General features: G+C 73.1%; 17 protein-coding genes. 5 read left to right on the top strand and 12 right to left on the bottom strand.

The features are described 5' to 3' along the window. Window positions 1–155 precede the first annotated feature (155 nt). Window positions 156–2615 carry a DNA topoisomerase (ATP-hydrolyzing) subunit A gene (locus tag ACH414_RS29465; protein ID WP_382547312.1) on the top strand — a complete coding sequence of 820 codons (2460 nt, stop codon included), beginning with the start codon at window positions 156–158 and terminating at the stop codon, window positions 2613–2615. 76 nt (window positions 2616–2691) lie between these two features. On the opposite strand, the gene ACH414_RS29470 is transcribed toward ACH414_RS29465, so the two are convergent. Beyond that, entirely contained in the window at window positions 2692–3363 is a 672-nt protein-coding gene (locus ACH414_RS29470) for a TetR/AcrR family transcriptional regulator C-terminal domain-containing protein (protein ID WP_382547314.1), read from the bottom strand. 117 nt (window positions 3364–3480) lie between these two features. Here ACH414_RS29470 and ACH414_RS29475 point away from each other — a divergent pair, with 117 nt between their 5' ends. Then, window positions 3481–4947, top strand: coding sequence for an FAD-dependent monooxygenase (locus ACH414_RS29475; RefSeq protein ID WP_398944085.1), 1467 nt, complete (start codon window positions 3481–3483; stop codon window positions 4945–4947). A 34-nt stretch (window positions 4948–4981) separates the two neighbouring features. Here ACH414_RS29475 and ACH414_RS29480 read toward each other — a convergent pair whose 3' ends face one another. After that, window positions 4982–6046 carry a CobW family GTP-binding protein gene (locus ACH414_RS29480; protein WP_382547319.1) on the bottom strand — a complete coding sequence of 355 codons (1065 nt, stop codon included), beginning with the start codon at window positions 6044–6046 and terminating at the stop codon, window positions 4982–4984. A 139-nt stretch (window positions 6047–6185) separates the two neighbouring features. Here ACH414_RS29480 and ACH414_RS29485 point away from each other — a divergent pair, with 139 nt between their 5' ends. Beyond that, window positions 6186–7850, top strand: coding sequence for an ATP-binding protein (locus ACH414_RS29485; protein ID WP_382547322.1), 1665 nt, complete (start codon window positions 6186–6188; stop codon window positions 7848–7850). Next, on the top strand, window positions 7847–8539 hold the full coding sequence (locus tag ACH414_RS29490; RefSeq protein ID WP_382547325.1) for a response regulator: 693 nt from the start codon (window positions 7847–7849) through the stop codon (window positions 8537–8539). The genes ACH414_RS29485 and ACH414_RS29490 overlap by 4 nt, the downstream gene beginning before the upstream one ends. Window positions 8540–8555: 16 nt before the next feature. On the opposite strand, the gene ACH414_RS29495 is transcribed toward ACH414_RS29490, so the two are convergent. The 3 genes from ACH414_RS29495 to ACH414_RS29505 all read right to left on the bottom strand — a co-directional run bounded on the left by ACH414_RS29495 (window position 8556) and on the right by ACH414_RS29505 (window position 12930). Beyond that, window positions 8556–10148 (bottom strand): cation acetate symporter, encoded by a 1593-nt coding sequence (locus ACH414_RS29495; RefSeq protein ID WP_382547328.1) that lies wholly within the window; start codon window positions 10146–10148, stop codon window positions 8556–8558. Continuing rightward, a complete protein-coding gene (locus ACH414_RS29500) occupies window positions 10145–10579 on the bottom strand; it encodes a DUF485 domain-containing protein (protein ID WP_382547541.1) in 435 nt (144 codons plus the stop codon). The genes ACH414_RS29495 and ACH414_RS29500 overlap by 4 nt, the downstream gene beginning before the upstream one ends. A 233-nt stretch (window positions 10580–10812) precedes the next feature. After that, window positions 10813–12930, bottom strand: coding sequence for a type IIA DNA topoisomerase subunit B (locus ACH414_RS29505; protein WP_382547330.1), 2118 nt, complete (start codon window positions 12928–12930; stop codon window positions 10813–10815). Between the two features lie 433 nt (window positions 12931–13363). Here ACH414_RS29505 and ACH414_RS29510 point away from each other — a divergent pair, with 433 nt between their 5' ends. Then, a complete protein-coding gene (locus tag ACH414_RS29510; protein WP_189512043.1) occupies window positions 13364–13594 on the top strand; it encodes a hypothetical protein in 231 nt (76 codons plus the stop codon). A gap of 123 nt (window positions 13595–13717) precedes the next feature. Here ACH414_RS29510 and ACH414_RS29515 read toward each other — a convergent pair whose 3' ends face one another. The 7 genes from ACH414_RS29515 to ACH414_RS29545 form a co-directional block, all read right to left on the bottom strand. Beyond that, on the bottom strand, window positions 13718–14536 hold the full coding sequence (locus ACH414_RS29515) for a serine protease (RefSeq protein ID WP_386568739.1): 819 nt from the start codon (window positions 14534–14536) through the stop codon (window positions 13718–13720). Window positions 14537–14666: 130 nt separating this feature from the next. Continuing rightward, window positions 14667–16208 (bottom strand): RNA polymerase sigma factor, encoded by a 1542-nt coding sequence (locus tag ACH414_RS29520; RefSeq protein ID WP_382547336.1) that lies wholly within the window; start codon window positions 16206–16208, stop codon window positions 14667–14669. A gap of 453 nt (window positions 16209–16661) precedes the next feature. Beyond that, window positions 16662–17549, bottom strand: coding sequence for a FadR/GntR family transcriptional regulator (locus ACH414_RS29525; protein WP_382547339.1), 888 nt, complete (start codon window positions 17547–17549; stop codon window positions 16662–16664). Between the two features lie 160 nt (window positions 17550–17709). Further along, complete coding sequence (locus tag ACH414_RS29530; protein WP_386568743.1) at window positions 17710–19491, bottom strand: ATP-binding cassette domain-containing protein; 1782 nt, start codon at window positions 19489–19491, stop codon at window positions 17710–17712. Between the two features lie 120 nt (window positions 19492–19611). Continuing rightward, a complete protein-coding gene (locus ACH414_RS29535) occupies window positions 19612–20382 on the bottom strand; it encodes an NUDIX domain-containing protein (protein WP_382547344.1) in 771 nt (256 codons plus the stop codon). A 172-nt stretch (window positions 20383–20554) separates the two neighbouring features. After that, complete coding sequence (locus tag ACH414_RS29540; RefSeq protein ID WP_398944091.1) at window positions 20555–22591, bottom strand: glycogen debranching N-terminal domain-containing protein; 2037 nt, start codon at window positions 22589–22591, stop codon at window positions 20555–20557. A 169-nt stretch (window positions 22592–22760) separates the two neighbouring features. Next, window positions 22761–24254: a DUF4192 domain-containing protein gene (locus ACH414_RS29545; RefSeq protein ID WP_391770214.1), complete on the bottom strand. Its 1494-nt coding sequence runs from the start codon at window positions 24252–24254 to the stop codon at window positions 22761–22763. Between the last annotated feature and the right edge of the window lie 76 nt (window positions 24255–24330).

Genomic DNA, 24330 nt, shown 5'->3' on the forward strand with positions numbered 1-24330 from the left:
CCGTGTCCGCCCGACGTCCCTCTTCCGGGTCGCGATCGGGGCGCGCTCGTGACCGCGCCCGCGCTCAGGCCCGGGTCGCGGTCCACGTTGTCAGTGGGACGGTCCACAATGGTCCGCGTCAGATCAACCTTGTTGGTGAAGGAGCCGCAGCCGCGATGGCCCGCCGCAGCACGAAGACACCGCCGCCGGACGACGCGTTCGAGGAGCGAATCCTCGACATCGACGTCGTCGACGAGATGCAGGGCTCCTTCCTCGAGTACGCGTACTCGGTGATCTACTCGCGCGCGCTGCCCGACGCCCGCGACGGCATGAAGCCCGTGCAGCGCCGCATCGTCTACCAGATGGGCGAGATGGGCCTGCGGCCCGAGCGCGGCTTCGTCAAGTGCGCCCGTGTCGTCGGCGAGGTCATGGGCAAGCTGCACCCGCACGGTGACGCGTCGATCTACGACGCCATGGTGCGCATGGCGCAGCCCTTCTCGATGCGCCTCCCGCTGGTCGACGGCCACGGCAACTTCGGCTCCCTCGGCAACGACGACCCGCCGGCCGCCATGCGGTACACGGAGTCGCGGATGGCCCCGGCCGCGCTGCTCATGACCGAGTCCATCGACGAGGACACGGTCGACTTCGCGCCGAACTACGACGGCCAGGAGCAGGAGCCGGTCGCGCTCCCCGCTGCCTATCCGAACCTGCTGGTGAACGGCGCCTCGGGCATCGCGGTCGGCATGGCGACCAACATGCCCCCGCACAACCTGGGCGAGGTCATCGCGGCCGCCCGCCACCTGATCCGGTACCCGAACGCGGACCTGGAGGCGCTGATGCGCTTCGTGCCGGGTCCCGACCTGCCGACGGGCGGGCGGATCGTCGGCCTGTCCGGCATCAAGGACGCCTACGAGACGGGCCGCGGCACCTTCAAGATCCGCGCGACGGCGACGGTGGAGACGGTGACGGCCCGCCGCAAGGGCATCATCGTGACCGAACTGCCCTTCACGGTCGGTCCGGAGAAGGTGATCTCCAAGATCAAGGACCTGGTCGGCTCCAAGAAGCTCCAGGGCATCGCCGACGTCAAGGACCTCACCGACCGCAACCACGGCCTGCGCCTGGTCATCGAGGTGAAGAACGGCTTCGTGCCGGAGGCGGTCCTGGAGCAGCTGTACAAGCTGACGCCGATGGAGGAGTCCTTCGGCATCAACAACGTGGCCCTGGTCGACGGCCAGCCGCTGACGCTCGGCCTCAAGGAGCTCCTGGAGGTCTATCTCGACCACCGCTTCGACGTGGTCCGGCGCCGCTCCGAGTTCCGCCGCGGCAAGAAGCGCGACCGGCTGCACCTGGTCGAGGGCCTGCTCGTCGCGCTCCTCGACATCGACGAGGTCATCCGGCTGATCCGGGAGAGCGAGAACTCGGCGCAGGCCAAGGAGCGCCTGATGGAGCGCTTCTCCCTGAGCGAGGTCCAGACGCAGTACATCCTGGACACCCCGCTGCGCCGGCTCACCAAGTTCGACCGACTGGAGCTGGAGACCGAGCGCGACCGGCTCACCGGCGAGATCGACGAGCTGACCGGGATCCTGGAGTCCGACGCCGAGCTGCGCAAGCTGGTCTCGGCGGAGCTGGCCGCGGTCGCGAAGAAGTTCGCCACCGACCGGCGCACGGTCCTGCTGGAGTCGGCGGGCGCCCCGGTCGCGGCCGCGTCCCTCGAGGTCGCGGACGACCCCTGCCGGGTGCTGCTGTCCTCCACGGGTCTGCTCGCCCGTACGGCGACGGCGGAGGTGCCGCCCGCGGACCCGGAGGCCAAGCGCGTCAAGCACGACGCGATCGTCTCCTCGGTGGCGGCCACCCAGCGCGGCGACGTCGGTGTGGTGACCTCGGCCGGCCGCCTGCTGCGGATCGCCGTGATCGACCTCCCGCAGCTCCCCGACACGGCGGCCGCGCCGAACCTGTCGGGCGGGGCGCCGCTGTCCGAGTTCCTCTCCCTGGAGGCGGACGAGACGGTGGTCTGTCTGACCACGCTGGCCGAGACCTCGCCGGGCCTCGCGATCGGCACGCTGCAGGGCGTGGTCAAGCGCGTGGTGCCGGACTACCCGGCCAACAAGGACGAGCTGGAGGTCATCGGCCTCAAGGACGGCGACCGGATCGTCGGTGCGACGGAGCTGCGGACCGGCGAGGAGGATCTGGTCTTCATCACCTCCGACGCCCAGTTGCTGCGCTACCCGGCCTCTCAGGTGCGCCCGCAGGGCCGGCCCGCGGGCGGCATGGCGGGCATCAAGCTGGCGGCGGGCGCCGAGGTCATCTCGTTCACCGCGGTGGACCCGGCGGCGGACGCCGTGGTGTTCACGGTCGCCGGTTCCACCGGCACGCTGGACGCCTCGGCCGGCACGTCGGCGAAGCTGACCCCGTTCGACCAGTACCCGCGCAAGGGCCGCGCCACGGGTGGTGTGCGCTGCCAGCGCTTCCTGAAGGGCGAGGACGTGCTCGTCCTGGCCTGGGCGGGTGCCGTCCCGGCCCACGCCGCCCAGAAGAACGGCATGCCTTCCGAGCTTCCGGACCCGGACCCGCGCCGCGACGGCTCGGGCACGCCCCTGGCGAAGCCGGTGGACGTCGTGGCCGGCCCGATCGGCTAGCCCTACCTCGGACGAAGGCCCCCTGTCCCGCGCGGTCGCGCGGGACAGGGGGCCTTCGTGCCGGGTCGCGTCCGGATCAGGCGGGGCGGGCGCCGGTGGGGGCGTAGACGGCCTCGATCCCCGCGATGATCAGGCGCAGCCCCTCCTCGAAGCCGTTGTCGTAGTCGGAGAAGAGCGCGGGCCCGGCGGCCGCCGCGAGCGGGTAGTCCGCGAGCCGCTCGGCGCGCCGCTCGACGTCGAAGCCCTCGCGCGGCTGGCCCGGCACCGGCTCGCTGCCCTGCTCCTCGGTGACGAAGCCGAGGGTGAACATGTACGCCGTGGTGCTGGCGCGCACCGCCTGGTGCAGTGAGAAGCCCGCGTCGACGAGCGAGCCCAGCTGAAGCTCCATGTCCGCGGCGAAGTCGGTCCCGGTGAAGCGGGCGCCGCTGTAGACCTTGGCGCCGTCGCGGTAGCGGAGCAGTCCGGCGCGCAGGCCGCGGTTGACCGCGAGGATCCGCTCCTGCCAGGTGAGGTCGCCGGGCGGCCGGGCCTCGGGGTCCTCGACCATCCGCCGGTACATCACGGTCGCCATCTCGTCGAGCAGCGCCTGCTTGTTCTTGAAGTGCCAGTAGAGCGCGGGTGCCTGGACGTTCAGCTCCTGGGCGATCGCGCGCAGCGTCAGCCCCTCCAGGCCCCGCTCGTTCAGCAGGCTCAGGGCCGTCTCCGCCACTGATGCGGGGTCCAGCCGGTTCGTCTTCTTGGTCGCCACCTCGTCACGGTATCCCCTTGACAACTTAACAGCGTTAAAGAGATCCTCGGGAGGTCGGAATTTAACGTCGTTAAGGACTGGGCAGCGCCCAGGGGCGCGGACACGGGAGGCAACGCCATGGAGACCAGCAAGACCGCGGAGACGGACGTCGTCATCGTCGGAGCGGGGCCCACCGGGCTCGTGCTCGCGATCGACCTGGCCCGCCGGGGCGTGCGCGCCCTGCTCGTCGAGAAGGCGGACCGGCTCTTCCCCGGCTCGCGCGGCAAGGGGATCCAGCCGCGCAGCCAGGAGGTGCTCGACGACCTCGGCGCGCTGCCCGGGATCCTGGCGGCGGGCTCGCTCTACCCGCGGATGCGGGCCTGGGACGGCGCCGAGCGGCAGGGCGAGTGGGACATGATGGCGCGCTCCGAGCCGACCGAGCAGGTGCCGTACGCCAACATCCTGCTGATCCCGCAGTCCCGCACCCAGGAAGTGCTGTACGCACGCCTGCGGGAGCTCGGGGGCGACGTCCGGTTCGGCGCCGCGCTCACCGGGTTCCGCCAGTCCGAGGACTCGGTCGAGGCGGAGCTCTCCACCGGGGAGACGGTGCGGGCCTCCTACCTCGTGGCGGCCGACGGCGGACGCTCGACCGTCCGCAAGGCGCTCGGCATCGGCATGACGGGCGAGACCGTCGACCCCCGCCCGATGCTCGTCGCGGACGTCCGCCTCGCCCCCGGTGCGGTCGTGGACCGCGCCAACTGGCACGTCTGGCCGCAGGCGCCGGGCGGCGGAGTGGCGCTGTGCCCGCTGCCCGGGGCCGACCACTTCCAGCTCGTCGTCACCTTCGACGACGAGTCGGCCGCCGTGGACACCGCCCCCGACGCGGTGCGCCGGCTCCTCGCCGAGCGCACACCGCTCGCCGAGTCGGACGTCGCCGACGTGCTGTGGGCCTCCGACTTCCGTGCCCGCGCGGCGATGGCGGACCGGTTCCGCGACGGGAGGGTGTTCCTCGCGGGGGACGCTGCCCATGTGCACTCCCCCGCGGGCGGCCAGGGCCTGAACACCGGCATCCAGGACGCCTACAACCTCGGCTGGAAGCTCGGCCAGGTGCTGCGGCGGGGCGCCCCGGAGGCGCTGCTCGACTCCTACGAGGCCGAGCGGCTTCCCGTCGCCGCCCAGGTCCTCGGCATCACCACGCGTCTCCACCGGGCGAGCTCCGAGGGAGAAGGCACCCAGCGCGGCGAGGAGGTCCAGCAGCTCGCCCTCGGGTACCGGGACTCGGCCCTCGCCGTGGAGACCCGGACCGGGCTCGCCGACGACGCGCTGCGCGCGGGCGACCGCGCCCCGGACGGCCCGTGCGGCGACGGCCGGCTCTTCGACCTCTTCCGGGGCCCGCACTTCACGCTGCTCGCGGTCGGCGTCCCGCTCCCCGTCCCGGCGGGCGACCTGGTGCGCACGGCCCGCCTGGACGCGTACGAGGCTTACGGCACGGGCCTGTTCCTGATCCGCCCGGACGGGTACGTGGGCTGGGCCGGCGCCGACGCCGAGGGCCTGGACGGCTACCTCGCCGCGGTGGGCGCCGCCCCCGTCGGGGCACGGGGCTAGGAGAGGGGCGGGAAGCGCGGGGCCGGAAGGGGGCCTAGAAGAGGGTGTCCTCCGGCTCCTCCTCGTTGCCGGGCACATACCGCAGGACGCCCCACATGGCGTGCTCGTCGGGGACGTCCCCCGGGCCGTTCTGCTCGCAGCCCGCGAGCTCCTTGCGCAGGGCCTCCGCGTCGATGCCGGTCCCGATGAGGACCAGCTGGGTCAGCCGCTCCTCGCCCTCGGGCCAGGGTTCGGGGCGGAAGCGCAGAAAGCGCCCGACCGCATGGACGACGTAGCGGTTGGCCGCGTCGGCGGCGCCGAAGTCGACGAAGCCCTTGAGCCGGTAGAGACCCTCGGGGCGCCCGTCGAGGAAGGCCATCAGCCGACGCGGGTCCAGCGGCGTCGCCGTGCTCAGGGAGACGGTGTCGTAGGCGGCGTGCGGGTGGGCGTGCCCGGCCTCCGCGCCGTCCTCCCCGTAGAGGATGTCCTCGATGGACATCTGTCCCTCGATCTCGTCCTCCGGCACGACCCGGTCGAAGAGCAGCTCCGGGTCGATCCGCCCGTGCGCCGCCTCGACCACCGCCGCCCGCGGGGCGAGTCCGACGACCGTCTCCCGCACGGTGCCCAGCTCCTCGGCCGGCACCCGGTCGGCCTTGTTGACGACGACCAGGTCGGCCGCGGCGAGATGCCGGTCGGTCTCCGGGTGCCGGGCGCGGGTGGCGGAGAACTCGGCGGCGTCGACCACCTCGACCAGACCTCCGTACACGATCCGCTCGTTCTCGCTGGCCAGCAGCATGCGCACCAGCTCCTGCGGCTCCGCGAGACCGCTGGCCTCGATCACGATCACGTCCAGGCGGAGCTCGGGCCGGGTCAGCACCTCCAGGTACTCGTCGAGTTCGCTCGCGTCGACCGCGCAGCACAGACAGCCGTTGCCGAGGGAGACGGTGGAGCCGACCTGGCCGGCGACGGTCATGGCGTCGATGCCGATGTCGCCGAAGTCGTTGACCATGACCCCGATCCGCGTTCCGCGCGCGCTGCGCAGCAGATGGTTGAGCAGGGTCGTCTTCCCCGCCCCGAGAAACCCGGCCAGGACGACGACGGGGATCTGCTGGGTGGTCAAGGGTCTTTCCTCCAGGCAGTCGGTCCTGCGCGAGCCGTCGGTGCCCGCGCGCGCGAAGCCCCCAGGATAGGCAGGCCGCCCCAGGGATCCGGGCAGCGGCATTTCCGGTCGGCGCCCTCGTCCCCGTACGGTTTCCGGCATGAGTCCCGCCGTCACCAGCCCCGCGCGGCCTCCCGTCCGCCGGCGCAGGTTCGGGTGGCCGCGGCGGATGTTCTCGCAGGTCCTGCTGATGCAGCTGGCCATCGCCGCCGGTGTGACCGTGCTGGCGACCGGCCTCTTCCTGGCGCCGCTGAGCGCCCAGCTCGACGACCAGGCGATGCGCCGGGCCCTCGCGATCGCCCACACCACGGCCTCCCCGAGGCTCGCCGCCGACCTGGTGTCGACCCCGCCGACGTCCCGGGGGCCGGTGCAGGCGGAGGCGGAGCGGATCCGGCGGTCGACGGGCGCCGAGTACGTGGTGGTGATGGACACCCGCGGGATCCGCTGGTCCCACACCGACCCGGCACAGATCGGCCGGACCGTCTCCACCGACCCGAGCGAGGTGCTCGCCGGCCACGAGGTGATGGAGATCGACAGCGGCACCCTGGGGCGCTCCGCACGCGGCAAGGCGCCGCTGCGGGACAGCAGGGGCGAGATCGTCGGGGCGGTGTCCGTCGGCATCGAGTACGACAGCGTCCGCGACCGGCTCCTGGCCGCGATCCCCGGCCTCCTCGCGTACGCCGGCGGCGCCCTGGCGGCGGGCGCGCTCGCCGCCTACCTGATCTCCCGCAGGCTCCAGCGGCAGACCCACGACCTGGCCTTCTCCGATATCTCGGCGCTGCTCGCCGAGCGCGAGGCGATGCTGCACGGCATCCGCGAGGGCGTGGTGGCCCTCGACCGCTCCGGCAGGATCCGGCTGATGAACGACGAGGCCCAGCGGCTGCTCGGGCTCGGCCCCGAGGCGACCGGGCGCCCGCTGGACGAGGTCCTGGGCTCCGGCCGTACCGCGGACGTGCTCGCCGGCCGCGCCACCGGCGAGGACCTGGTCACGGTCCGCGGCAGCCGGGTGCTGATCGCCAACCGGATGCCCACCCACGACGGGGGCGCCGTCGCCACCCTGCGCGACCGCACCGAGCTGGAGCGGCTGGGCCGCGAGCTGGACTCGACGCGCGGTCTGATCGACGCCCTGCGCGCCCAGGACCACGAACACGCCAACCGGATGCACACCCTGCTCGGCCTGCTCGAACTGGAGATGTACGAGGAGGCCGCCGAATTCATCGACGAGGTGGTCGGGGTGCACCGCACCACCGCCGAACAGGTCACCGAGAAGATCCGTGATCCGCTGCTCGCCGCGCTGCTCGTCGGCAAGGCGACCGTGGCCGCCGAGCGGGGCGTCTCGCTGCGCATCGCCCCCGGCTCGCTGCTGCCGGACCGCCTGGTCGATCCGCGTGAGCTGGTCACGGTCGTCGGCAACCTCGTCGACAACGCCCTGGACGCCGCCTCCGGCACTCTCGACGCACGCGTCGAGGTGGAGCTGGTGGCCGAGGGACGCACGGTCGTCCTGCGGGTCGCGGACAGCGGCCCGGGCGTGCCGGCCGAGCGGCGCGAGCTGATCTTCACCGAGGGCTGGACGACCAAGGAGCCTCCGGCGCACGGCAAGCGCGGCCTGGGCCTGGCCTTCGTGCGCCGGCTCGCGGAGCGCCGGGGCGGCAGTGCCCGGGTCGGTGCGGGCGCGGACGGGGGCGCGGAGTTCACCGTCGTCCTGCCCGAGGCGCTGAACGAGGCCGAGCCGCTGCTGCCCGCCCCGTCCGGGGAGGCGCCGTGATCCGCGTCCTGGTCGTCGACGACGACGTCCGTGTGGCCCGGATCAACGCCGCGTACGTGGCCAAGGTGCCGGGCTTCGAGGTGGCGGCCGTCGCCCACTCGGCGGCGGAGGCCCTGGCGCGGCTCGCCGAGGCCGAGACCCCGGTGGACCTGCTCCTGCTCGACCACTACCTCCCCGACGGCAACGGCCTCGCGGTGGTGCGCGAGCTGCGCGCCCTCGGGCACCCCAGCGACGTGATCATGGTGACGGCGGCCCGCGACGTGGCGACGGTCCAGGCGGCGATGCGCCATGGAGCGCTGCAGTACCTGGTCAAGCCGTTCACCTTCGCGGGGCTGCGGGCCAAGCTGGAGGCGTACGCGGCGCTGCGGCGGACCCTGGAGGGCGGCGGGGAGGCCGAACAGGCCGAGGTCGACCGGATCTTCGGGGCGCTCGCGGCGGGCGCCGTGGCGCCCGAGCTGCCGAAGGGACACTCCCCCACGACGGCCGAGCTGGTGCGGCAGGTGCTGCTCGCCGCGGAGGGCGCGCTGTCGACACAGGAGATCGCCGAGCGGGCCGGGGTGAGCCGGCAGACCGCCCAGCGCTATCTGAAGCTCCTGGAGCGGACCGGCCGGGTCCGCCTCTCCCTGAAGTACGGCGAGACGGGCCGCCCCGAGCACCGCTACGAGTGGGCGGCCTCGGCGAGCCGCTGAGGCGGGCGCCGGGGTCTCAGACCGCCCCCGCGCCCGTGAGGGCCCGTACCTCCGTCTCGGCGTGCCGGGCCTGGTCGGGCGGCTCCGGAGAGGTGACCGTGCCCAGCCAGCCCGCGAGGAAGCCGAGCGGGATGGAGACCACGCCGGGGTTCTGCAGCGGGAACAGCTGGAAGTCGACGCCGGGGAACAGGGATTCCGGGCTTCCGGAGACGACCGGCGACACCAGCACGAGCAGGACGGCGGGGATCAGCCCGCCGTACACCGCCCAGACCGCGCCTCGGGTGGTGAAGCGGCGCCAGAACAGCGAGTAGAGCAGCACCGGGAGGTTCGCGGAGGCGGCGACCGCGAAGGCCAGTCCGACGAGGAAGGCCACGTTGAGGTCGCGGGCGAGCAGACCGAGGCCGATCGCGGCGACTCCGATCCCGGCGGCGGCGCAGCGCGCGACGGCCACCTCGCTGTACTGCTTGGCGTGGCGGCGGCGCAGCGAGGCGTAGAGGTCGTGGGCGACGGAGGCCGAGGAGGCGAGCGTGATCCCGGCGACGACGGCGAGGATCGTGGCGAAGGCGACGGCGGCGACCACGGCGAAGAGGACGGTGCCGCCGGTGGAGCCCGCACCGCCGCCCAGGTCGAGGGCGAGGAGAGGTACGGCGGTGTTGCCGGCGCTGTTGGAGGCCCGGACGGTGTCGGGGCCGACCAGGGCGGCCGCGCCGAAGCCGAGGACGATCGTCATCAGGTAGAAGCAGCCGATGAGGCCGATGGACCAGACGACGGAGCGCCGGGCGGCCCGCGCGGTGGGCACGGTGTAGAAGCGGGACAGGATGTGGGGCAGGCCGGCGGTGCCCAGGACGAGCGCGAGGCCGAGGCTGACGAAGTCCACCCGGGCCGTCCAGTCGCCGCCGTAACGGAGCCCGGGGGCGAGGAAGGCCCGGCCGTGGCCGCTGCGGTCGGCGGCGGTGGTCAGCAGCTCGTCGAAGTCCCCGTGGAAGCGGAGCAGCACGAGCACGGTGAGGGTGATCGTGCCGGCCATCAGGAGCACGGCCTTGACGATCTGGATCCAGGTGGTGGCCCGCATGCCGCCGAGCGACACGTACACGACCATCAGCGCGCCGACGCCGATCACGGTCCAGGAGCGGGCGGCATCGCTGGTGCCGCCGAGCAGCAGGGCGACGAGGCTTCCGGCGCCGACCATCTGCGCCACGAGGTAGAGCACCGAGACGGTGACGGAGGAGGTTCCGGCGGCGATGCGGACGGGGCGCTCCGACATCCGGGCGGCGACCACGTCGGCGAGGGTGAACCGGCCGCAGTTGCGGACCAGTTCGGCGACGAGCAGGAGCACGACCAGCCAGGCGACGAGGAAGCCGACGGAGTACAGCATGCCGTCGTAGCCGAAGAGGGCGATCAGCCCGGAGATGCCGAGGAAGGAGGCGGCGGACATGTAGTCGCCGGCGATGGCGAATCCGTTCTCCATGGGCGAGAAGAGCCGGCCTCCGGCGTAGAACTCCTCGGCCGAGCCCTGCCGGTTGCGGCCGACCCAGGTGGTGATGCCGAGGGTGACCGCGATGAAGACGCTGAACAGCAGCAGCGCCAGGGTCTGGTGGTCTCGGGTCACTGGTGCACCCCTCTGGTCATCTCCTGGGTGTCCCAGCGCAGTTCGAGGGCGGCGCGGTCCCGGCGCAACCGGGCGTGCCGGGCGTACGCCCAGGTCAGCAGGAAGGTGGTGGCGAACTGGCCGAGTCCGGCGACCATCGCCACGTTCACCGCTCCGGCGACCGGCCGGGCCATGAGGCCGGGGGCGACGGTCGCGGCGACGACGTAGGCGAGGTACCAGAGGATGAACGCGGCGGCGGCCGGGAAGACGAATCTGCGGTAGCGGCTGCGCACCTCCTGGAAGGCGGGGCTGCGCTGGACCTCCAGATAGATCTCGGCCGCGCTGCGGGCCTGCTGGCGGGGGAGGCCGCCGGGCGCTCCCCCGGCGCGTGCCTCGGCCTCTCCGTGCTCGCCCCAGCCGGCGGCCAGCGCGTCGTACCAGGGGTCGTCCATCCGCACCGGAGCGGGGTCGCGCCCTTCCTGCTTCTCCACCGGTCAACATCTCCTTGTCAGCGGACCGTTTCGGCCGCGTGCCCAAGGATGGACAGAGCGGGAAGATCCCGGACTCTTCTCCCGCCGCTCTTCACCCCATTAGGTGACGGATGCCCCGATGCGCCTGACCGGCTCGTCCGATAGGCATATCGGGCGGGCCGGTCAGGGGCGGTGCCGGAGGCGGCGAAGAGGCGTCAGGCGTCGATGCGCGAGCGGTCCAGGGTCGCCGCGGAGCCGGTGATGAACTCCTTGCGGGGCGCCACGTCGTTGCCCATGAGGAGGTCGAAGACGCCCTCGGCCGCGTCCAGGTCGCCGATGTTGATCCGGCGCAGGGTGCGGTGGCGCGGGTCCATCGTGGTCTCCGCCAGCTGGTCGGCGTCCATCTCGCCGAGGCCCTTGTAGCGCTGGATGGAGTCCTTGAAACGGACGCCCTTGCGCTGGAACTCGAGCAGGGTCTGGCGCAGCTCGCCGTCCGAGTACGTGTAGACGTACTTGTCCTGGCCCTTCTTGGGCTGGATCAGCTCGATGCGGTGCAGCGGCGGCACGGCGGCGAAGACCCGGCCGGCCTCGACCATGGGGCGCATATAGCGCTGGAAGAGGGTCAGCAGCAGGCAGCGGATGTGGGCGCCGTCGACGTCGGCGTCGACGAGGAGCACGATCTTGCCGTACCGCGCGGCGTCGATGTCGAAGGTGCGGCCCGAGCCCGCTCCTATGACCTGGATGATCGCTCCGCACTCGGCGTTCTTGAGCATGTCGGAGACGGAGGACTTCTGGACGTTGAGGATCTTGCCGCGGATCGGGAGCAGGGCCTGGAACTCGCTGTTGCGGGCGAGCTTGGCGGTGCCGAGCGCGGAGTCTCCCTCGACGATGAAGAGCTCGCTGCGCTCGACGTCGTCGCTGCGGCAGTCGGCGAGCTTGGCCGGCAGCGAGGAGGACTCCAGGGCGGTCTTCCTGCGCTGCGCCTCCTTGTGCTGGCGGGCCGCGATGCGGGTGCGGGCGGCGGCGACGGCCTTCTCCAGGACGGCACGGGCCTGGGCCTTGGCGTCGCGCTTGGTGGAGGTCAGGAAGGCCTTGAGCTCCTTGGCCACCACGTTGGCCACGATCCGGCGGGCCGCGGAGGTGCCGAGCACCTCCTTGGTCTGGCCCTCGAACTGCGGCTCGGCCAGGCGGACCGTGACGACGGCGGTGAGGCCCTCCAGGGCGTCGTCCTTGACGATGTCGTCCTCGGCGACGCGCAGCATCTTGGCGGAGCGCAGCGCCTCGTTCACCGTCTTGGTGATCGCCTGCTCGAAGCCGGAGACGTGGGTGCCGCCCTTGGGGGTGGCGATGATGTTGACGAAGGACCTGACCGTGGTGTCGTAGCCGGTGCCCCAGCGCAGGGCGACGTCGACGCCGAGCTCGCGGGTGACCTCGGTGGGGGTCATGTGGCCGCGGTCGTCGAGGACCGGGACGGTCTCCTTGAAGGTGCCCTGGCCGGTGAGGCGGAGCACGTCGCAGACGGCCTTGTCCTGGGCGAGGAACTCGCAGAACTCGCTGATGCCGCCGTCGAAGCGGAACGTCTCCTCGCTCTTGCCCACGCCTTCGAGGTCGCGCTCGTCGCGGACGACGATGGTGAGGCCGGGGACGAGGAAGGCGGTCTGGCGGGCGCGCTGGTGCAGCGTCTCCAGGGAGAGCTTGGCGTCCTTGAGGAAGATCTGCCGGTCCGCCCAGTAGCGGATGCGGGTACCGGTGCGGGTCTTGGGGACGCGCTTGCCCTTGCGCAGGCCGCTGGACGGGTCGAAGGGGCTGTCGGGGCCCTGCTCGGTGAAGATCCCGGGGACGCCGCGACGGAAGGAGATCATGTGCGTCGCGCTGTTCCGGTCGACCTCGACGTCGAGGCGGGCCGACAGGGCGTTCACCACGGAGGCGCCGACGCCGTGCAGACCGCCCGAGGCCGCGTACGAGCCGCCGCCGAACTTTCCGCCGGCGTGCAGCTTGGTCATGACGACCTCGACGCCCGAGAGCCCGGTCTTCGGCTCGACGTCGACCGGGATGCCGCGGCCGTTGTCCTGGACCTCGACGGAGCCGTCGTCGTGGAGGATGACCTCGATGTGGTCGCAGTAGCCGCCGAGGGCCTCGTCGACCGAGTTGTCGATGATCTCCCAGATGCAGTGCATCAGGCCGCGGCTGTCGGTGGACCCGATGTACATACCGGGTCGCTTGCGGACGGCTTCGAGCCCCTCCAGGACGAGCAGGTGCCGCGCGGTGTAGTTGGAACCGTCACGGTCTGCGGTCAGCAGCGCACTGGACGGCACGGACGTCTCGGCGGTCACGCGGTTCGCTCCTCGCTGAATTTGAAAACTGGCCCGGTGGGGTAAGGCCCGGCCTCGGTCACCGGTCAGAGGGTACCGATGCCTGGTAGAGCCGTTGTAACGCCACCCACCCTGTTTCCTCATGCTAGTCCAGCGTCGCATGGATGTTCGATCCCTCGATGGGGTGACGCGAACATCACGTTCCCTTCCAGGCATGAACCATTTAGGGTTCGGGCACGTCCTCATGAACAACCGGCAACCCGCCGGGAGGATGCGACCACACACAGCAATGCGAAACCCGTAGAGCGAAGCAATACGGCTCATTCGCCGCCAACCGGCAGCAGACAGCCACCTTGGGAAGAAGTTTCGAGGAAAAGCCACGAGCGGGAACGTTTTCGGCCTGGTTGGATGTTGACCCTGGTACGACAGCTCGTCGAGCTAGAGAAGAGGCGACGTGACTACTGTTCTGACCCCCGCGAGCCCCCTGACGGCCGCTGACCGCTGCGACCGTTGCGGCGCCCAGGCATACCTGCGCGTCGTTCTGACGAGCGGCGGTGACTTGCTCTTCTGCGCCCACCACGGCCGCAAGTTCGAGCCGGAACTCAAGAAGATCGCCGCAGAGATACAGGACGAGACGGACCGGCTCACCGACGTGCCGGCCCGCACGATGGGCGACGACCACTGACGCTTCTCATCCGCGACGAGCCAGGAGCCGGTTCCTGACGACCGGCCGACGGGCGGTCACCCCCGCGGTACAAGGGGGGTGACCGCCCGTTCTCACACCGTCACCACGACGGCTCCCACACCGTCAGAAACGCCGCGGCAGCACCGCGGACACCCGGGTGTAGACCCCTGGGTTCTCCGCCTGCCCGCAGCCGCTCCCCCAGGACACCAGGCCGATCAGCCGGCCCTTGGCCACCAGCGGGCCGCCGCTGTCGCCCTGGCAGGCGTCCCTGCCCCCTTGGGGATCTCCCGCGCACAGCATCGTGTCACCGCGGTACGAGACGCCGACACCGCCCGGGTACGCGCGCTCGCAGGCCGCGTCCGGGAGCACCTGTACCCGCGCCGAGCGCAGTGACATCGCGTACGTGCCGCTCCCGGTCGTGTCGCCCCAGCCGTACACGTCCGCCGCCGTCCCCGGCTCCTGCGCCGGGTCACCGGGCGTCGCCACCGCGATCACATACGAGTCCGGCAGCGCCTTCTCCAGGGTGAGGATGCCGAGGTCGCCCGAGTTGGTCGACGAGTCGTAGTCGGGGTTCACCCAGGTTCCGGAGACGCGCACCTCCTGCCCGCCGTGCCCGCGCAGCGAGGTGCGGCCCGCGATCACCTTCAGGTCCGGCACCTGCCAGGGCTCGCCTCCGAGGGCCTCACGGCCCAGGCAGTGGGCCGCCGTGAGGACCTTGGTCGGCGCCACGACCACCCCGCCGCAGAACTGCCCCGCCCGGGTACCCCCGAACCGGTCACGGCTGGACAGCGCCACGACCCATGGGGCGTCGGCGATCCGGGCCGGCTGCCCGCCGACGACGACGCTGTCGGCGGCCGCGGGCACGGCGGCGGCCAGCGGCGGCCCCGCCGCCGCGATCAGGCCCAGGACACCGGTCATTGCTCGGGCGATGGGACGACGCATGAAGCCTCCTGACTCTCCGGTGATGTCGGTTCACCCAGAGTCGTCCACGGCCGCGTTCCCCGCACGCGCACGACGAAGGGCCCGGCCCCCCTCACGGGGAGCCGGGCCCTTCACACCTCGTCGGCGAGGATCAGTCGAGGTAGTCGCGCAGGACCTGCGAACGCGACGGGTGACGCAGCTTCGACATGGTCTTCGACTCGATCTGACGGATCCGCTCACGGGTCACGCCGTAGACCTTGCCGATCTCGTCGAGCGTCTTCGGCTGCCCGTCGGTGAGACCGAAGCGCATGGAGACGACGCCGGCCTCACGCTCGGAGAGCGTGTCGAGAACGGAGTGCAGCTGCTCCTGCAGCAGCGTGAAGCTGACCGCGTCGGCCGGGACGACCGCCTCGGAGTCCTCGATGAGGTCACCGAACTCGCTGTCGCCGTCCTCGCCCAGCGGGGTGTGCAGCGAGATCGGCTCACGGCCGTACTTCTGGACCTCGATGACCTTCTCCGGGGTCATGTCGAGCTCCTTGGCCAGCTCCTCCGGGGTGGGCTCGCGGCCCAGGTCCTGGAGCATCTGGCGCTGCACACGGGCGAGCTTGTTGATGACCTCGACCATGTGCACCGGGATACGGATGGTGCGGGCCTGGTCGGCCATCGCGCGGGTGATCGCCTGACGGATCCACCAGGTGGCGTACGTGGAGAACTTGTAGCCCTTGGTGTAGTCGAACTTCTCGACGGCGCGGATCAGACCGAGGTTGCCCTCCTGGATCAGGTCCAGGAAGAGCATGCCGCGACCGGTGTAGCGCTTGGCCAGGGAGACCACCAGACGGAGGTTGGCCTCCAGGAGGTGGTTCTTGGCGCGGCGGCCGTCCTCGGCGATGATCTCCAGCTCGCGCTTGAGCTTGGGGGCCAGCTTGTCGGAGTTCGCCAGCTTGTCCTCGGCGAACAGACCGGCCTCGATGCGCTTGGCGAGCTCGACCTCCTGCTCGGCGTTGAGCAGCGGGACCTTGCCGATCTGCTTGAGGTAGTCCTTCACCGGGTCCGCGGTGGCACCGGCGACGGCGACCTGCTGCGCCGGCGCGTCGTCCTCGTCCTCGTCGGACAGGACGAAGCCCTTGCTCTCGCCCTCGGCCTCTTCCTCGTCCTTGCCGGGCGCGACGTCCTCGAGCAGCTCCTCGCCCTCGAGCAGCTCTTCGTCGTCCTTCTTGGACGTCTTCTTGGCGGCCGTCTTCTTGGCGACGGCCTTCTTGGCCACCGCCTTCTTGGCGACGGTCTTCTTGGCGGCGGCCTTCTTGGCGGGCGAGCCGGCCTCGTCGGACGGGTCAGCGCTCTCGGCCGCCGGGGCCGTGGTGGCGGCCGCGACGGTCTTCGTCACGGTCGTCCTGGCGGTGACGGTCTTGGTGGCGGTGCGCTTGGCCGGGCTCTTCGCGGCGACGCTCTTGCGGGCGCGCTTCGGCGACTCCGCTGCACTGACCATCAGCGTCACACCCTCTTCCTCGAGGATCTGATTGAGGCTGCGCAGAACATTCTTCCACTGGGTTGGCGGAATCTGGTCAGCCTCGAAGGCCCGACGCACGTCATCGCCGGCGATCTGCCCATCAGCCTTTCCCCGCTCGATGAGCGCCATCACAGACTCGGACTCGGCGATCTCCGGCGGGAGCGTACGGGATGTGCTGGCCGACACGAACAACCTCTCGGAACGATGGAAAACGGCTTCCGGCCCAGCCCTGGATCAGGCTGGAGCCGACGACCGTCGGCCGGAAATGTGCCGACGGCGCGGGCTGGACCGGGGAACTGCACAGCGCCCTGAGCGGCGTCTGTATTCCTTCCTCGGCTGTCACCTCTTAGGTCATCGCGCGGCTTCGAGGAGTGTTACGCCCAATCCGCGTGGCCCGAGTCACACCCCATTTACGCCCATTATTGAACGAAACGGTCGGAAGGTGACTCGATCTGCCCGATCAGCCGGATCTACGTGATCATCCTGAGTCGACGCGATCGGCCCGTTCGCCACGATCCGCCCCGCGCGCCCCTCCGTGCCGCCAGAGCCTGGCGCAGCCGGGAGCAGCTGCCCGCTCCGGTCTCCGCTCGGGTCCGGCGGCACGCGACAGGGCGTCCCGGCGGCGCCACGGCGCGCGGGTCAGTGCTCGCGGGGGGCCGGGACGACACGCTCCACCTCGGGGTGGACGGTCAGCAGCTGGCGCATGGCCGTCTCGGCACCGTGGGCGTCACCGGCGGCGAGCGCGTCGACGATCCGGGCGTGGTGCGCGAGGCAGGCCTCGCCCGGGCGGTCGCAGGCCGTGGCCGGGGCGCCGGACACCTGGAGCGCGGCGGCGACGATGCCGGAGAGGTGCTCCAGCATCCGGTTGCCCGCGAGCTGGATCAGCAGGGCGTGGAACTCGGCGTCGGCGCGGGAGAAGGTGATGCCGTCGCCCTGGGCGTAGGCGTGCCCCATGATCTCGACCATGTCGGCGAGGCGCTGCTGGACGTCCTCACGACCGTGACCGGCGGCGAGCCGCGCGGCGAGGGGCTCGATGGTCCAGCGCAGCTCGTTCAGCTCACGGCGCTGGTCGTCGCGCTGCGGGCCGAAGGCGCGCCACTCGATGATGTCGGGGTCGAGGAGGTTCCAGTCGCTGACCGGCCGGACCCGGGTGCCGACGTTGGGGCGGGCGCTGACCAGGCCCTTGGCCTCCAGCACGCGCAGCGACTCGCGGACGACGGTGCGTGAGACCTCGAAGCGCTGGCCGATCTCCTCGGGTACGAGGGGGCGGTCGGCGCCGAGGTCGCCCGAGACGATCATCTGGCCGAGCTGCTGGACGAGCTGTCCGTGCAGTCCGCGGCCGCGGCTGCCGGCGGTCCTGCGGCCGACGCGGCCGAGGTCGGACTCGGCCCCCTCCCAGGAGGGCGGGCCGACGCGGTCGGCTCCGGGAGCCTCCGCGTAGGGGTAGCGGTCGAGATCGCCCGGGGCGCCGAGGCCGGAGTCGACGGAGCGGGCGGCGGTCATCATCGTGTGCGCAAGGGTACTCACGCATCCTTTGTCGGCGTGCCTCTCGTGACCCTTGAGGTCTTTGGTGAAAAGCACACGAAAGGGTGATCGGCACCCCCTACACAATTGACGATTAATCGGACATAACGGGCTCTTTTTAAGGGAGTTGACGGTAAAGCGGAAGCTTTCCATCCGGTTGTGATCACCAACGAGCCCTACTGCGAAGGCCGGTGAACACATAGGCGCAGAGCAGGACCGTCAACGTCAGCGCGAGCGCCACCCCTACGGGCTGCCCGACCACCCGCAGCGCCCCCAGGAGCCAGCGGTCGGCGGCCGAGGACCACTCGATGCGCGCGAACTCGCGCAGCCGGGCCGGAAGTCCCGCGACCGACCGGCCGGACGCGCCCGCGAGGACCCTCTGCAGCGGCGGGGCGAAGACCACCGGCACGGCGAGCACGGCGGCGACGCCCGCCGCGGCGGCCCGGAAGACACCGGCGCCGAGCACCCCGGCCCATGCGCAGCCGGCCACGAGCCCGAACCAATTCGCGCACAGGCTCGCCCAGTTCTTCGGCACGGGGATCAACTCGCCGCCGTAGACGAGGCGCAGGGCCTCCAGATCGGCCACCACGACCAGGACGGCCAGAACCGCCCCGACGCCCGCCGCGACGGCGAGTTTGGCGAGCAGCAGGCCGAGGCGGCGCGGGACCGTGCCGCGCCCGGTGGTGAGCACCGGGTAGCGGTACTCCTCGCCGAAGGAGAAGGCGCCGAGCAGCCCGGCCCCGAGGGCGGCGGGCGGCAGCGGGGAGATCCCGGGCCAGCCGGCGAGGACGGCGGGCAGCGGGGTGCGTCCGCTGCGGGCGAGCAGTACGGAGAGGGCGACCGAGACGAACAGGACGCCCGCGACGACGAGAGGCGTGGAGGGCACGCCGAGAAGGCGCCGGAGCTCGTAGCGCAGGGGGCGCAGCGGCGAGCGGCGCGGGGCGCGGCGCGGACGCCGGGTGGAGCCCTCGGCCGACGGCTTCTCGGATGCGGGGGCGGGGGCGGGGGCGGGGCCGGGGGCGACGGCGCGAGGAGGAGCGGGGGCCTCGGGACCGGGGCTGTCGGCGAGCGGGCGGGCGTCGCCGGTCTCGTCGGCGAGTTGATGGATGAGCACCCCGTTGCGGAAGGCGCTCTCGCCGACGGTCGCGCAGTCGCTGCCGTAGACGGAGAGGCGGTTGCCGCCTTCCGCGACCACCTCGACGGGGCGGCGGGCGGAGCGGGACTCCTGGGTGAGCACGGCGGCGAGCCGGGCCGCGTGGGGGGTGCGGACGGCGACCCGGGGGCGGAGCCGGGTGCGGGCGAAGTCGGCCGCGTCCTGGTCGGCGGCGAGCCGTCCGCCGTCGAGGGCGATGACCCGGTCGGCGTTGCGGGCGGCGTCCTTGGGGTCCGTCGTGGTGTAGAGGACGGTGCCGCCCTCGTCGGCGTGGGAGCGCAGCAGTTCGTACAGCCAGGCGCTCTCGCGTACGGAGAGTCCGGCGGCGGGTTCGTCGAGCAGCAGCGTGTGCGGGTCGCCCAACAGGGCCGAGGCGAGGCCGAGTCGGCGGTCCATGGCGCGCGGCAGGGTGCCGATCCGCTGGTCGTGGACGCCGGTGAGGCCCACCACCTGGAGCATGTCGTCGGCCCGGCCGCCCGGCACCCCGGCGGCGGCGCAGAGCATCCGCAGCTGACTGCGCAGGGTGCGCGAGGGATGCCCGGGGACGTCGCCGAGCAGGACGCCGACCTCGCGGGCCGGGTGCGCGACGCGGTGCAGCGGACGGCCCCGGAAGTAGGTGACGCCACGGCCCGGTTCGAGCTGGAGCATGAGGCGCAGGGCGGTGGTCTTGCCGGCGCCGGCCGGCCCGAGCAAGGCGGTGACGGTGCCCGGCCGGGCCTCGAAGGTGAGATCGTCCACGGCGGGCGGGAGATCCCGGCGGGGGGTGCTGGTGAGTCCGATGGCCTGGAGCATCGCTTCTCTCGCGGGTAGGTGAGACCGCTCCGCGGCAGGGCGGCTATCCCAGCAAGATAACGCCCTATTTCGGACTTTTGGCGCAGGGTTGGTGGCTCGGGGCGGCCGGGGAACCGCCCGTCAGACCTCCGGGCGGAGCATCGGCGGGTTCAGCAGGGTGGCCCCACCAGCGCGGAACAACTGCGCGGGGCGGCCGCCCTGACGGGTCGTGGTGCCGCCGGCCGGCACCAGGAAGCCGGGCGTGCCGGTCACCTTCCGGTGGAAGTTGCGCGGGTCGAGCGCCACTCCCCACACGGCCTCGTAGACCCGGCGCAGCTCGCCGACGGTGAACTCGGGCGGGCAGAACGCCGTGGCCAGCGAGGAGTACTCGATCTTGGAGCGGGCGCGCTCCACTCCGTCGGCCAGGATCCGGGCATGGTCGAAGGCGAGCGGCTCCGCCGGCTCGTGCCCGTGCGCACCGGCCCCGTCCTGCCCCAGCAGCTCCTCCACCGGCGCCCAGCGCGCGCTGTTGGCGTCGCCTCCCGCGCGCGGGGCCGGGAGGTCGGGGGCCAGCGCCAGATGGGCCACGCTGACGACACGCATGCGCGGATCCCGGTCGGGCGCCCCGTAGGTCGCCAGCTGCTCCAGGTGCGCTCCGGTGCCGGGCACGGGTCCGGGGGCGCCCGGGTCGTGCACGCACAGCCCGGTCTCCTCCACCAGCTCGCGCGCCGCGGCGCCGTCGAGGTCCTCGTCGGCCCGGACGAACCCGCCTGGCAGCGCCCAGCGTCCCTGGAACGGCGGCTCTCCGCGTTTCACGACCAGTGCGCACAGGGCGTGACGCCGTACGGTGAGCACGACCAGATCGACGGTGACGGCGAAGGGCGGAAAGGCCGACGGGTCGTAGGGAGGCATGCGGCGATCATAGTCGTCTCCCTGACGATAAACACGCCCGTGGGAAGGATCGCCCCCCACTTCTTCCCGGTCACCCCCGTCTCCGCCGCCCCAGCTGTCCCCGCCGTCCGGCGTCCCGTACGGCACCGCCCCGCCCGGCCCCGGCGCCACCCGCCCGGCCGACCGCACCGCCTCACACCCCGAGCTGGAGGCCCGGCGCGGCCTCCTCGACCATGCCGAGCCCGAGCCTGCCGACCCGCGCCGCGAAGGGCTCGCCCGCGACCCGCAGTCCCGAGAGCCGGACCTCGCCCAGCGGAGCCGATCGGAGCGGATGCAGGGCGACCGTCCGACCGGGCGCGTCCGGCCGGACGCCGACCAGCACGGTCAGCAGCTGGACCCCGGCCGCCGCCGCCACGGCCGCGGGCCGGCAGGCGGCCGGGTGCGGCACGGGCAGGGAACCGGAGGTCCGCCGCTCCCCCGCGTACATCTCGGGCAGCCGGTGCCCGAAGGCCGCCGCCGCGTCGAGCACCCCGCGCAGCAACGCGGCCGCCTCCGTCTCGTACCCCGCGGCGGCGAGCCCTGCGACGGCGACCGAGGTCTCGTGCACCCGCACCGCCCCGGAGCGGTGGCCGAACGGGTTGTACCCCGGCTCCTTCGCGCCGAGGCCGCGCAGCCCCCAGCCGGAGTCCAGCGCGGGAGCCGCCAGCAGCCGCGCGAGCCGTTCGGTCTGACTCTTGTCGAGCAGCCCCGGCGCGTGCCGGCCCGCCGCCGTGAGCCCGGTGTCCAGGAGGTGTCCCGCCCAGCCGCCCAGGTACGGCAGGAGGCGTCCGTCGGGCGTACGGGCGAGCGCGGGGCGCCCCCCTGAAGGGTCGTCGAGCCAGAACCGGCGGCGGAACCGCTCCCGCAACGCCCGCGCCCACTCGCGCCAGGCGTCCGCGCCCGGCCGCCCGCAGGCGTCGAGGAGGTCCGCGCCGAGCTCGGCGGCCCGGTGCGCATGGGCCTGGGTCTCCGCCCGCGCCGGGCCGGCGGGCCCCGACTCCTGGACGAAGCCGTTGTCGTCGAGGGCCCCGCGGAGCCACTCCAGGCACCGCTCCGCGGTGGGGAGCAGCTCGGCGAGATCCTGCTCGGGCAGACCCCAGCGCCTGGCCTCGGCGAGCACGGCGGGAAAGGCCAGCGTGGCCTCGACCCCGGTGCAGCGGGGCGGAAGGTGCGGGCCCGCGTCCCTGCGGGGCCCCGGGATGCGGCCCGATTCGGCGCCGGTTCCCCGGAGTTGGGTCCGGGCGAGGGCGTGCAGGGTGGTGGCGGCGAGCCGGGTGCCGAGCGGGAGGGCCATCCGGGCCGCCCAGAGTGCTTCGGCGGTGACGGGTCCGCAGCGCCAGGGCACCCCGGCCGCGAGATGCACGCCGGCGGGATGGGCCGGGTCGCGCTGGAGCAGGGCACGCAGATCGTCGATCGAGGCCCGCAGCAACTCCCCGAGGCGGGGGTCGTCCCCTTCGGCGACGGCGTCGGCGACGATGTGCCCGCCGGGCCTGCCGCCGGCCGCGCCCGGATGCCGGGCGGTCCGTTCGGCGCGGACCCGGAGGGTGAGGACGAAACTGCCCGCGGGGGCGATGTCCACCTCCCAGCGGAGCAGCCCGGCCGCCGCGAGGGCGTCGCTGGGCGGGGGATCCGCCGTGACCGCCGTGGCGCTTCCGTCGGGGCCGGTCCACCGGAGTCCGGTGCCGTGGACGCTCGCGGAGAGCTCGGGGCCCGACCGCCCGGCCGCCACCGCTCCCAGGTCCGCGAGATCCGTCCCCAGAGCGATCTCCACGGGGAGCCGGACCGTACGGGCCGCGGAGCTGCGCAGGGTGATCCGCTCGGTCCCGTCCGCCTCCCGTGAACGCTCCACGGTGAGCCCGGGGTCGGGCCCGGTGTCGGCGGGCGTGCGCACGACGCCGAGGAACTCGGCCCGGTCCGCCCCGGTCGACCGGCCCTGGAGGGGGACGGGTTCGCGGCCGGCGACGCGCAGGACGCAGCGGGAGAGGAGCCGGCGGCCGGAGAGATAGACGCCTTCGAGACCGGCACCCGTGAGCTGACCGTGCCGGGCACTGACGGCGAGGGCGGGCAGGGCGACGCCGACCAGGGCGTCGTGCACGGCGGGCAGTTCGCCCGGGCGGCCCGCCCCGGTGGCTCCGGAGGCGGTCGGAGGTCCGGTGGGGGGTCCGGGGGCCTGGGCGGAGCTGGGGGCCATGAGGGGTGCGTGGCGCTCTCTGTGCGGTCCGGGCGGATCGGCCGGTCCGGGCGGCGGGTGCGCTCGGAGCCGCTCGTCCGCTCCGGGGTTCCGGCGACGGGGCGGCGGCCCGGCTCGTGCGGAACCGCCACACAGGTGAACGCCGCCGCGGCCCGCGGGGTCACGGGCCTCACCCGCCGCTCCTCGTCCCGCGCCGCCCGGTCCGCCGGACCGCCGCGCTCCGCGGCGCCGTGGCCCCGCGCCGCACCGCCCCGGCGGCCCCCGCGGTCCCACGTCCCGCTCCCGGCCGCCGCTGGGCGCGCAACGCGGCCCCCCGAGGCCGCGGCGCGGCAGCCCGACAGGGGACCCGCCCTCCCGGACCCCCGGCGGACCGCTGCCCGCCCTGGCCGGGCACCCGGCCGTCCGGCTGCTCCGCCCCCTGGTCCGGATCCGCGGCCGCCGAGGCCCGCGCGTCCCGCTCCCTCCGCAGGCAGCTGCGCAGCGACTCCGGGTCGAGGCCCTCGTTGCACGCCTGGTGCAGCAGCCGGGCGAAGAGGTACTCGGGGTCCGCCTCCAGGGCGAGGCTGAGGGCGACCCGGGCGGAGGGCTCGTCGCCGCTGGACCAGGAGACCCAGCCGGCCAGGGCCAGCGGGGCCGCCGCGTACTCCTGGTACGGGGCGACGCACCGCCGGGACAGCGCCCGCCACAGGCGCAGGGCGCCGTCGGCCTCGGGGCCCTCCATCCATTCGGCGGCCTGGTCGCGGGTGTCACGGTCCTGCAGCCCGAGGATGAGCGCGGCGGCCTCCTCGGGGGTGAGGCGTGCGTCGTCCGCGGCGTCGGCCGACGCATAGCCCCGGCCGGCCGCGAGACCCGCCCGGCCCGTCAGCATCTCGCCGAGGCCGTCCGCACCCTGCGGCGCCGGGTTCTCCGGCGGTCGCGAGAAGCGCTCGATCAGCGCCTGGGCGAGCTCGATCGTGGTCGTCCGGACCTCCTGCCGCCCCTGGCCCGCGGGGGTGTCGAGGATCTTGGGCACGAGGACGGCGGCCGCCTCGCCCAGCGCCGAGCGCTGGGCGCGGTGCCCGGCCCCGTCGTCGGCGGACTCCCGCGGCTTGAGCCGGGCCTCCATGTCCTTGAGGGAGCCGCGCACCTGGATTCCCGCGTAGGCGGCGGACGCCGCCATCACCGACGTACCGGACAGGGCGAGGGGCGTGCCGTCCGGCGGGCAGCAGCGGGCGTCGGGGCAGCAGTAGGAGAAGTACAGGCCGTCGGAGATGCAGAGGGCCTCGCGGACGGGGACGTCCAGCTCGCCGCACGCGATGCGCAGGCGCTGGGCGAAGGGGCGCAGCCGCTCCATGACCCGGCGTGCCGTCTCGCCGGGCGCGGGGTCCTGGCAGAGGAAGACGACGATGGAGTCGGGCCGGTCCTCGTGCCGGGTGGAGCCCTCGACGAGGCATTCGGCCAGGTGCTCCGCGGTCTCGGGCCATTCCTGCGGGGCGCGCGGAATGCCGAGCCTGACCCGGCCGCCGAAGCGCCCGTTCTCCCCGTGCAGCGCGACGAGCACGACGGAGTCGCTGGGGTGGAAGCCGAGCATGAACGGCAGCGCGTCGGCCAGCTCGGCGGGGCCACGCAGGGTGATCTGCGGGGGCGTGGAAGGGCCGTGGGATTCGTGGTGGTTCGTGTTCATGGTCAGGACGGTCCCGCGAACACGGTCGATCGCGAAACCCCTGTGGATAACTCACGGTGACGACCGCGGCGAGTTG

The organism is Streptomyces sp. NPDC020422, assembly GCF_044386705.1.
Lineage (GTDB): Bacteria > Actinomycetota > Actinomycetes > Streptomycetales > Streptomycetaceae > Streptomyces.